Genomic DNA, 10,774 nt, shown 5'->3' with positions numbered 1-10,774 from the left:
CCCGGACCAGGTCTTGGCCCGGGCCCGGGGGGCCCCTCTCCCACACCCCCACCCCCCCATCCTGGGCCTGGGGCGGCCCCCGCGGCCCGCACCCCCCCGGCGGGGGGGCCGCTCGAACGACGGACCGGTCTACAGCAGGTCCTTGAACTCCTTGGGCAGCTCGAAGTCGGCCGGGCCCTTGCCCGCGCCGAGGCCGAACGCGCCGCCGCCGGCCGGGTCCTGGTCGCCGCCCGGGCCGAGCGCGCGGCGCTGGGCGGCCGCGGCCTCCTCCTGCGCCCGCTTGAGCGGGTTGCCGCTCTTGCGCTTGCCCTTGGCCTGCGGGGCCTTCTTGCCGGACTTCTTGGCGCCGCCGCCCATGCCCGGGATCCCCGGCATACCGGGCACGCCCTTGCCGGAGGCCATCGCGGACATCATCTTGCGGGCGTCGAAGAACCGCTCGACCAGGTTCTTCACCTCGCCGACCTGGACACCCGAGCCCTTGGCGATGCGGGCCCGGCGGGAGCCGTTGATCAGCTCCGGCTCGGCGCGCTCGGCCGGGGTCATCGACTTGATGATCGCGCCGACCCGGTTGACGTCCTTGTCGTCGATGTTGTTGATCTGGTCGCGGATCTGACCCATCCCGGGCAGCATCCCCAGCAGCTTGGAGATCGAGCCCATCTTCTGGACCTGCTCCAGCTGCGACAGGAAGTCGTCCAGGGTGAACGCCTTCGGACCGCCGCGCAGCTTGGCGGCGATCTTCTCGGCCTCCTCCTGCGAGAAGGTCTGCTCGGCCTTCTCGATCAGCGAGAGGACGTCACCCATGCCGAGGATGCGCGAGGCCATCCGGTCGGGGTGGAAGGCGTCGAAGTCGTCGACCTTCTCGCCGTTGGAGGCGAACATGATCTGCCGGCCGGTGACGTGCGCGACCGACAGGGCGGCACCGCCGCGGGCGTCGCCGTCGAGCTTGGAGAGCACGACACCGGTGAAGTCGACGCCGTCGAGGAAGGCCTGCGCGGTGGTGACCGCGTCCTGGCCGATCATCGCGTCGACGACGAACAGGACCTCGTCCGGGTTGACCGCGGCGCGGATGTCCGCGGCCTGCTGCATCAGCTCGGCGTCGATGCCCAGGCGTCCGGCGGTGTCGACGACGACGACGTCGTACTGCTTCTGCTTGGCGTACTCGATCGAGTCCTTGGCCACCTGCACCGGGTCGCCGACGCCGTTGCCCGGCTGCGGGCCGTAGAAGGCCACACCGGCGCGTTCGGCGACCACCTGGAGCTGGTTGACGGCGTTGGGCCGCTGGAGGTCGCAGGCGACCAGCAGCGGGGTGTGCTTCTGGCTCTTCAGCCAGTGGCCGAGCTTGCCCGCGAGGGTGGTCTTACCGGCACCCTGCAGACCGGCGAGCATGATCACCGTCGGGCCGTTCTTGGCGAACCGGACCCGGCGGGTCTCGCCGCCGAGGATCGCGATGAGCTCCTCGTTGACGATCTTGATGATCTGCTGCGCGGGGTTGAGCGCGCCCGAGACCTCGGCGCCGGCCGCCCGCTCCTTGACCTGCTTGATGAAGGCCCGCACGACCGGCAGCGCGACGTCCGCCTCCAGCAGCGCGATGCGGATCTCGCGGGCGGTGGCCTCGATGTCCGCCTCGCTCAGGCGGCCCTTGCCCCGGAGGTTCTTGAACGTCGCTGCGAGGCGATCGGAAAGAGTGTCGAACACGTCGTCGCGGGTCCTCTGCGGCATCGGTATCAGTACGGTCGTCGCCCACCAGGGTATCCGGCCGCCCCGGGTATGGTCTCCACCCGGGTTGCCACGACCTCGGAACGGGCCTCGGAACAGGCCTTGGAACGGACCTCGGCAGGCGTCGGCGGACCCCGGCGGACCGACCCCCGGCGAGCCCCGAACGGCCGCGGCGCGACTCAGCCCAGCGCCGCCCGGACCGCCGCCGCCACCTCCCCCGCCCGCCCGGCGGCGAGCGGCCGACCCGCCCCGTCGGTCAGGTAGAAGGAGTCGACAGCCTCCGCACCCAGCGTCGAGACGTGCGCCGTCCGCACCCGCACGCCCGCCCCGTCCAGCGCCCGGCCGATCCGGTGCAGCAGCCCCGGGGCGTCGTGCGCGCGGACCTCCAGGACGGTCGCGGTCGCCGAGGCCACCGCGGGCGCCACCGCGACCACCGGCGGCGGGGTGGGGATGCCCCGGCGGCGCGGGGCGGCGGCGTCCCGCTCGGCCAGCCGGCGCGCGACGTCCAGCGAGCCGTCCAGCGCCCGGCGCAGGTCGGCCCGCAGCCGGGCGGCCTCCGGCAGCTCGCCGAACTCGGCGGCCACCCGCCAGGACAGCAGCAGCACCGGGCCGGCGCCGATCGGGTCCAGCTCGCGCAGACCGGCCGAGCGGACGGCCAGCCGGTGCAGCGCGAGCACCCCGGCGACGGTGCCGAGCAGTCCGGGCCGGTCCGGGACGGCCAGGGTCAGCTCGACGCCCATCGGCTCGGCGCCCGGGTCCGCCCCCTCGGACTGCGCCAGCAGCGACAGGGCGGGCCCGCCGGTCCGGGCGGCCTCCACCGCGAGCCGCTCCTGCGCGGCGGTCGGCGCGGCCTCCACGGGCGCGGCGTAGGCGCCAGCCAGCCGGGCGGCGACCCGGGCCGCCAGGCCGTCCACCAGCGAGGCCCGCCAGCCGCTCCACGCGGCCGGGCCGGTGGCCAGCGCGTCCGCCTCGGTGAGCACGTGCAGCAGCTCCAGTTGTGCCGCGGTGCCGACCACCTTGGTGATCGCCTCGACGGTGGCCGGGTCGTCCGGGTCCCGTCGGGTCGCGGTGTCGACCAGGGTCAGGTGGTGGCGGACCAGCACCGCCAGGGTCTCGGTGTCCTCGGGGCCGAAGCCCATCCGGGCGGCGATGTCACGGACGATGACCTCGCCGGCCTCGCTGTGGTCGCCGGGCCAGCCCTTGCCGATGTCGTGCAGCAGCGCGGCGACCAGCAGGAGGTCCGGCCGGGCCACCCGGCGGGTCATCGCCGCGGCCCGCACCGCCGTCTCCACCAGGTGCCGGTCGACCGTCCAGCGGTGCACGGCGTTGCGCTGCGGACGGCAGCGCACCCGCTCCCAGTCCGGCAGCAGCCGGGTGACCAGTCCCTCCGCCTCCAGCGCCTCCCACACCGGGACGGCCGCCTCGCCCGCGCCCAGCAGGGTGACCAGCTGCTCGCGCGCCTCGTCCGGCCAGGGCACCGGCAGCGGGCGGCACTCGGCGGCCAGCCGGCGCACCGTCGCGTACGAGACGGTGAGCCCGTTCTGCGCGGCGGCGGCCGCGGCGCGCAGCGGCAGCACCGGGTCGGCGGCCGGGCGGGCGCCCTGGGCGAGCACCGCCTCCCCGTCCTGCTCGACCACGCCCTCGGCGAGCGGTCGGCGCGCGACCGTGCCCCGGGCCACCGCGCCCGCGCCGCGCCCGGCGCCGGTGAACGGGAAGGCCAGCCGGGCGGCCCGGCGGCTCCGGCCGGACCGGGCGGCGAGCACCCGGTCCACCGCCCGCCAGGTGACGTCACTCGCGTAGGCGATGGTGCGGGCGGCCTCGTAGACCTGGCGCAGCAGGGTGTCGGCGTCCAGCACGCCGAGCCGTTCGGCGACCTGGTCCTGGTCCTGGAGGCCGAGCCGCTCGGTGGCCCGGCCGGTGGCCAGGTGCAGCGCGTCGCGGACGTCGGCGAGCCGCAGCGCGGCGGCATCCAGGCCGTCCCGGGGGGCGTCGGCGAGCCAGGTCGCGGCGACGGCGTTGAGCGCGACGGCGTCGCGCAGGCCGCCGCGGGCCTCCTTGAGGTCGGGCTCCAGCAGGAACGACAGCTCGCCGTGCCGCTCGGCCCGCTCCCGCCCGAGGTCGCGCAGCTCCGGCAGGCGCGCGGGGGCGCTCGCGCGCCAGTCGGTGAGCACGGCGGAGCGCAGGGCGGCGGTGAGCGCCTGGTCCCCGGCGAGGTGGCGGGCGTCCAGCAGGCCGAGCTGGGCCTTGAGGTCGGCGGCGGCGACGGACCGGGCCTCGGCGACGGTGCGCACCGAGTGGTCGAGCGCGGCGCCCGCGTCCCAGACCGGGTACCAGATCCGCTCGGGCAGGTCGGAGTCGAGCCGGCCGTCGTACAGCAGCAGGACGTCGAGGTCGCTGCGCGGGGACAGCTCGCCGCGCCCGTAGCCGCCGACCGCGACCAGCGCGACGCCGGGCGGGCCGCCGGCGGCCGCGAGCAGACCGGCCAGCCAGTCGTCGGTGAGCCGGGCGAGAGCCGCGCGGCGGGGCCGCCCGGCCGGGCCGGGGCCGGCGAGCAGCGCGGCCCGGGCGGCGCCGTAGTCGGGAGGGCTGGTCTCGGTGGTCATGGCGTGGTCCCGTCCGTCGTGCGGTTGAGCGGGCGGCGCCGGACGGCCTGCGGGCGGCCGCGGGGAGGTCCGCGGGCGGCCTGCGGGCGGCCTGCGGGCGGCCCGGCGCCGATGCGCCGTCGGCGGACCCGCGACCCCTCGGGGGCGGCGGGCCCGCCTGCGGCGCGTCCTACGGTTCAGGGCCCTCGACGAAGGGCCCTCGGCGAAGGTCTCTCGGCGAAGGGCCCTCAGAGGGCGTCCGGCCCGCGCTCGCCGGTGCGGACCCGGACGGCGGTGTCGACCGGGACGCTCCAGACCTTGCCGTCGCCGATCTTGCCGGTCCGGGCGGCCTTCACCAGGACCTCGATCAGCTCGTCGGCGTCCTCGTCCTCGACCAGCACCTCGATTCTGACCTTGGGGACCAGGTCCACGGTGTACTCGGCGCCCCGGTAGACCTCGGTGTGGCCGCGCTGACGGCCGTAGCCGCTGGCCTCGGTGACGGTCAGGCCGTGCACCCCGAAGGCCTGTAGGGCGGCCTTCACCTCGTCCAGGCGGTACGGCTTGATCACGGCGGTGATGAGCTTCATCGGGCGTCGACCTCGGTCTTCTCGGCGGGCTCGGCGGTGGTCTTGTCGGCGGCCTTCCCAGCGGCCTTGGCGGCGGTCTTCCCGGTGGCGGGCTTCTCCGCGGACCTCGCGGCCGCCGCGGCACCGACCAGGCCCGGCAGGGCCCGCGCCAGGCCCGCGCCCACCGCGCTGAAATCGTAGGCGGACTCGGCGTGTTCGGCCTGGTCGATGCCGGCCACCTCGACCTCCTCGGCGACCCGGAAGCCGACCGTCCTGTCGATCGCCTTCGCCAGCAGCCAGGAGAGGACAAAGGAGTACGCCGCGACCACGGCCACGCCCATCGCCTGCTTGCCGAGCTGCGCCGGCCCGCCGCCGTAGAACAGGCCCTTGGCGGTCTGGCCGACCCCGCCGGTGGCGAACAGGCCGATCAGCAGCGAGCCGATCGCGCCGCCCACCGCGTGCACGCCGACCACGTCGAGCGAGTCGTCGAAGCCGAGGCGGTACTTGAGGCTGACCGCGGCGGCGCAGACCGCGCCGGCGATCAGGCCGATCGCCACCGCGCCCAGCGGGCTGACCGAGCCGCAGGCCGGGGTGATCGCGACCAGGCCGGCCACCGCGCCGGAGGCGGCGCCCAGCGTGGTGAACGCGCCGTGCCTGAGCTTCTCGTAGACCAGCCAGCCGACCAGCGCCGCACCGGTGGCGACCTGGGTGTTGACCATCGCCATCGCGGCGACGCCGTTGGCGGCCAGCGCCGAGCCCGCGTTGAAGCCGAACCAGCCGAACCACAGCAGCCCGGAGCCGAGCATCACCAGCGGCAGGCTGTGCGGGCGCATCGGGTCCTTCTTGAAGCCGACCCGCTTGCCCAGCACCAGGCAGAGCGCGAGGCCGGCGACGCCCGCGTTGATGTGCACGGCCGTGCCGCCGGCGAAGTCGATCACGCCGTTGCGGTCGCCCAGCCAGCCGCCGTGGCCGCCGTCGAAGAAGAACACCCAGTGCGCGACCGGGAAGTAGACGACGGTCACCCAGAGCGCGATGAACAGGCCCCAGGCGCCGAACTTGGCCCGGTCCGCGATCGCGCCGCTGATCAGCGCCGGGGTGATGATCGCGAACATCAGCTGGAAGGTGGCGAACGCGGTGACCGGGATGGTCCCGGTGAGGTCGTTCAGGCCGATGCCGCGCATCCCGAGGAAGTCCAGGTTGCCGATCAGACCGGCGAAGGAGTCGGGTCCGAAGCTGAGCGAGTACCCGTAGAGGACCCAGAGCACGCTGACGATGCCGAGCGAGAGGAAGCTCATCGCCAGCATGTTCAGGGTGCTCTTGGCCCTGACCATGCCCCCGTAGAAGAAGGCCAGGCCCGGGGTCATCACCATGACCAGGGCCGCACTGATGAGCACGAAGGCGGTGTCGCCCGCGCTGAAGCCGTCCGGCATCGGCGTCTCCTCTGCGTGGAAGCCGATCCAAACCCGGATTACCCGTCCCGTGCCACCCGGGGTGTCGGCGATGAAGAGGAGAGTGCCGAAGGCTGGTTTCGGCCAGTGCGGCTCGTTGTTTCGCGGCCGTGACGCGTGCGACGCCCGGGTTACACCTGCGTGAACGACGGCCGTGCCGCAGGGCCGAACGGGTTACCGTGCCGCCGAACGGGACGGCCGGTGGCACGACGGCCACCGACCGTGGCGGCGGCGGCCGTCACGGTCGGCGGGGTCCTCGGGCCGGGTCCGCGGCCCACGGGCTCGGGGTGCTCAGACCACCGAGACGTACTCGGGGATGTCCTGGACGACGCGCTCCTTGAGCCGGCTCACCGCGTCCACGCCCTTGAACCGGGCAGCCGCGGCCTCGGTGGTCTTGCGGACCCGGGAGTTCAGCCGCTCCGAGCGCACCTTGGTGGCGATGTCCACCGCCTGCTCGGCCATCACCGCGGCCTGCTCGGCCTCCCGCTGCAGCAGGTGGACGCTGGCCATGCCGATCAGGTTGAAGGCGTACGAGCGGACGTGGTCGCCGTCCTGGCGGAACAGGTCGACCGCGCGCTCCATCACCGGCGCGGACATCGAGGCGTACAGCTGGGCGTTGTCGGAGTGGTACGCGAGGTCGCGGAAGGAGTGCGCGTTCTCGGCGTTCAGCTCGGCCGGCGAGAAGAACTTCAGCCAGTCCGGCTCCGCCTCCCCATCGCGGATGTCGGTGAAGGTGTCCTCGGCCAGCCGGACGGCCCGGGCGCAGCGGTTCACCTCGCCGATGGTGGCGTAGGCGCGCGCCTCCATCGCGTACAGCAGGGACTGCTGGCGCGCGCTGGCGGTGTCCCGGCTGCCGTACTGCGCCAGGTGGATCAGCTCCAGGGCGTCCTCGCCCCGGTTGAGGTGGATCATCTGGCGGCTCATGTCGGTGAGGATGAGTGCGCCGAACGGGCGGTCCCCGGCCTCCTTGGCGGCGTGCAGGGCCAGCACGTAGTACTTCTGCGCACTCGGGTGCATCCCGACGTCGTACGACATCCACCCGGCCAGGTGGGCGAGTTCGGCGGTGAGCCGGAACAGCCGCCGGGTGGTGTTCTCGTTGTACGTCTCCTGGAGCAGGTCGGTGACCTCGTGGAGCTGGCCGACGACGGCCTTGCGGCGCAGCCCGCCGCCGTTCTGCGCGTCCCACTGCCGGAACATGACCGTGGTCTGCTCCAGCAGTTCGAGCTCGGGCTCGGACAGCCGGCCGGTGAACGGGTCGCCGCCGTTGGCCGCGGCGAGGATCGGGGTGGGGGCGCCGGTCGGGCCGGGGGTGAGCCAGCGCTGCATCGGCTCGATCAGCGCGGCGCCGGCGGTCAGCGCGAGCGAGGTGCCGAGGAAGCCCCGGCGGTTGAGCATCAGGTCGCTGCGGGAGTAGTCGCTGATCAGCTGGACGGTCTGCGGCGCGCTCCACGGCAGGTCGACGCCGCCGCCCACGGTGGAGACCGGGATCGCGGCGCGCAGGCCGAGGTCCTCGATCGAGACCACCGAGCCGAAGCGCTCGGAGAAGAGCTCCGACATGATCTTGGGAATCGGCTCGCGGGGCTGTTCGCCGTCGAGCCAGCGGCGCACCCGCGAGGTGTCGGTGGACACGTGGTGGGCGCCGATCTGCCGGGCCCGGCGGTTGACCTGGCGGGCCAGCTCGCCCTTGGACCAGCCGCTGCGGGCGAACCAGGTGGTCAGCTTCTCGTTGGGTTGCTTCTCTGCCATGGGAACGTCCCCATCCCGCCCGGCCCCCTCGGGGCCCCGATCGTGACGCCCGACGGTTTCGGGCCCTTGCCAGACGTGCCGTGCCTGAGGTGTTGCCGTACCACGCTCTCGCACTGGTGTGCCATCGTTACGGACGGACCGTCAGGTTCCCAACTCCCGCGCCCTGGTGGACCGGAGTCGATTCCATGAAGACGTCCGTGTGCTGAACGTAATGCCCCGCGCGGCGCCCACGGGAGCGGCCCTGGCGAAACGCCACCTTTCGCCACCCCCACGAGTGAACCGAAGCCACGGCCCACGCGCTTCACTAGGTAGGTCCGACGGCCCGGCATATGCGGGCCGCCAAGGCCACCGGCGAAACCCGGCAGCCCCGGCAACCCACCGCAGTCACAGGCGAGTTCGCCGCCCACCCTGATCGGCGGCCGCCTCGCCCACCCCACGATCCGGCATCGGTGCCGCCAGCCACAAGGCGGCGCTCGAGGCGCACCACCACGACAGGCGCACACCGGGCGCTGCACGCCGCCACCGCACAACGCACCACGCAACGGACAATCAACACACAGTCACCATCCCGTAACCATCGGCGACGGGAACCTGTTGGGGGAGGCATGGACAACCTGTTCGGCGAACTTCGACTGGGACACCTGCGGTTGACGCCGCTGGGCGCGCGCCGCCGCACCAAGGTCACCGCGTCCCAAGCCGCCGCGGAGTACACCGGCCGCTGGGGCTGGACGGTCGCCACCGGCGCCCCGGCCGGCTCCGCCACCGCCCCGACCCGCTGTCCCTGCGGCTCTGACCGCTGCGCCGCGCCCGGCCTGCATCCCGCACCCGGCGGCGAGGACCGGTCCCGGGAGGCGCGCGCCGGGGGCTCGGTGCTGTTCCCCACCGGCCGCGCCTTCGACGTCCTGGACGTCCCCGAGCAGGCCGGACTGCAGGCGCTGGTCCGGCTGGAGCGGATGGGCACCCAGGTCGGCCCGGTGCTCGCCGCACCCACCGGCCGGCTGCAGTTCCTGGTCGCCGCCGGCGCCGCCCGCCGGCTGCCCGACCTGCTCTACCGGATGGGCTGGGACGACGCCGCGCTCGACCTCACCTGCCACGGCGAGGGCAGCTACGTCGCCGCCCCGCCCACCGTGCTCGGCGCGCTCGGCCCGGTCCGCTGGCTGCGCCGCCCCACCCGCGACAACGCCGGCTGCCCGCCCGAGGCCCGGCTGCTGCTCGGCACCCTCGCCTACGCCTGCCACCGCGGCCGCGAGCGCACCGCCGAACCCGCCTGGCTCGCCTCGTAGGCCTCGGCGCGCCCCACCCGCCCCACGCGGCTCGGCGTGCGCCCCTCCAGCTCAGCACGCTCCTCCGGCCCCGGGCACCCCTCCGGTCCCGGGCGGCAACGCGAAAGGGCCCGCCCCTCGCGGAGCGGACCCTTCGTGCGTACGGGGCCTCAGTCCCCGATCAGCGCGTCCACGAACGCGCCCGGCTCGAACGGCGCCAGGTCGTCCGCACCCTCGCCCAGGCCGACCAGCTTGACCGGCACGCCCAGGTCGCGCTGGACCGCGACCACGATGCCGCCCTTGGCGGTGCCGTCCAGCTTGGTCAGCACGATGCCGGTGATGTCGACCACCTCGGCGAACACCCGGGCCTGGATCAGGCCGTTCTGGCCGGTGGTGGCGTCCAGCACCAGCAGCACCTCGTCCACCGGGCCGTGCTTCTCGACGACCCGCTTGACCTTGCCCAGCTCGTCCATCAGGCCGGTCTTGGTGTGCAGTCGGCCGGCGGTGTCCACCAGCACGGTGTCGGCGCCCTCGGCGATGCCCTCCTTGACCGCGTCGAACGCGATCGAGGCCGGGTCACCGCCCTCCGGTCCGCGCACGGTGCGCGCACCGACCCGCTCGCCCCAGGTCTGCAGCTGGTCGGCGGCGGCGGCCCGGAAGGTGTCGGCGGCGCCGAGCACCACCTTGCGGCCGTCGGCGACCAGGACGCGGGCGAGCTTGCCGGTGGTGGTGGTCTTGCCGACGCCGTTGACGCCGACCACCAGGACCACGGCCGGCCCCTCCGCGTGCTTGGTGGAGCGGACGGTGCGGTCGGCGTCCTTGCCGATCAGCTCGACGAGCTCCTCGCGCAGCAGGGCGCGCAGTTCGTCGGGCGTCCGGGTGCCGAGCACCTTCACCCGGGTGCGCAGCCGCTCGACCAGCTCCTGGGTGGGGGCCACGCCGACGTCGGCGGTCAGCAGGGTCTCCTCGATCTCCTCCCAGGTGTCCTCGTCCAGGTGCTCGCGGGAGAGCAGCGAGAGCAGGCCCTTGCCGAGCGAGTTCTGCGAGCGGGAGAGCCGGGAGCGCAGCCGGACCAGCCGGCCCGCGGTGGGCTCGGGGACCTCGACGGCGGGTGCCGTCTCGGCCTCGGCGGCCTCGACCTCGACCTCGGTCGGGGCCGTGGCCGGGGCTCCGGTCGAGGCTTCGGTCGGAGCCTCGGTCTCGGGGAGCTGCACCTCCTCGACGGTGCGGCGGGGCTCCTCGGTCGGCGGCGCGGCCTCCTCGCCGACCTGGGGCTCCTGCGGGGTGGTCGGCGGCGCCGTGATGACCGGCGACTGCGACTTCGGGGGCAGTTGCTGGCGTCGTCTGCCGGAAACGACGAGGCCGGCGATCGCGCCGATGGCGACCACGGCGATGACTACGGCAAGGATCACGTATTCCATAACTGCTCCAGTATCCGCGACCGGAGCCCGGAT

The 10,774-nt window shown here is 74.3% G+C and carries 7 protein-coding genes; 1 reads left to right on the top strand and 6 read right to left on the bottom strand.

Going from position 1 to position 10,774, the window contains the following annotated elements:
* Nucleotides 1–129 precede the first annotated feature (129 nt).
* The 5 genes from ffh to ACFV6D_RS14355 form a co-directional block, all read right to left on the bottom strand.
* Complete coding sequence (gene ffh, locus ACFV6D_RS14375) at nt 130–1,695, bottom strand: signal recognition particle protein (protein WP_380559895.1); 1,566 nt, start codon at nt 1,693–1,695, stop codon at nt 130–132.
* A 200-nt stretch (nt 1,696–1,895) separates the two neighbouring features.
* Nucleotides 1,896–4,319 (bottom strand): [protein-PII] uridylyltransferase, encoded by a 2,424-nt coding sequence (locus ACFV6D_RS14370; RefSeq protein WP_380559865.1) that lies wholly within the window; start codon nt 4,317–4,319, stop codon nt 1,896–1,898.
* Between the two features lie 227 nt (nt 4,320–4,546).
* The gene (locus tag ACFV6D_RS14365) at nt 4,547–4,885 is read right to left on the bottom strand and encodes a P-II family nitrogen regulator (protein ID WP_063347683.1); all 339 of its coding nucleotides are present in this window, start codon (nt 4,883–4,885) and stop codon (nt 4,547–4,549) included.
* Nucleotides 4,882–6,294 (bottom strand): ammonium transporter, encoded by a 1,413-nt coding sequence (locus tag ACFV6D_RS14360; protein WP_380376637.1) that lies wholly within the window; start codon nt 6,292–6,294, stop codon nt 4,882–4,884. Before ACFV6D_RS14360 ends, ACFV6D_RS14365 begins: the two co-directional genes overlap by 4 nt.
* A gap of 309 nt (nt 6,295–6,603) precedes the next feature.
* The gene (locus ACFV6D_RS14355) at nt 6,604–8,058 is read right to left on the bottom strand and encodes a hypothetical protein (RefSeq protein ID WP_063347685.1); all 1,455 of its coding nucleotides are present in this window, start codon (nt 8,056–8,058) and stop codon (nt 6,604–6,606) included.
* A gap of 605 nt (nt 8,059–8,663) precedes the next feature.
* On the opposite strand from ACFV6D_RS14355, the gene ACFV6D_RS14350 reads away from it, so the two are divergent.
* A complete protein-coding gene (locus tag ACFV6D_RS14350) occupies nt 8,664–9,341 on the top strand; it encodes a bifunctional DNA primase/polymerase (RefSeq protein WP_380559863.1) in 678 nt (225 codons plus the stop codon).
* Between the two features lie 149 nt (nt 9,342–9,490).
* On the opposite strand, the gene ftsY is transcribed toward ACFV6D_RS14350, so the two are convergent.
* Nucleotides 9,491–10,741: a signal recognition particle-docking protein FtsY gene (gene ftsY / locus ACFV6D_RS14345; RefSeq protein WP_063347687.1), complete on the bottom strand. Its 1,251-nt coding sequence runs from the start codon at nt 10,739–10,741 to the stop codon at nt 9,491–9,493.
* Between the last annotated feature and the right edge of the window lie 33 nt (nt 10,742–10,774).

Source organism: Kitasatospora sp. NPDC059812, from assembly GCF_042732075.1.
Lineage (GTDB): Bacteria > Actinomycetota > Actinomycetes > Streptomycetales > Streptomycetaceae > Kitasatospora.
This window is presented reverse-complemented; position numbering and strand designations above follow the sequence as displayed.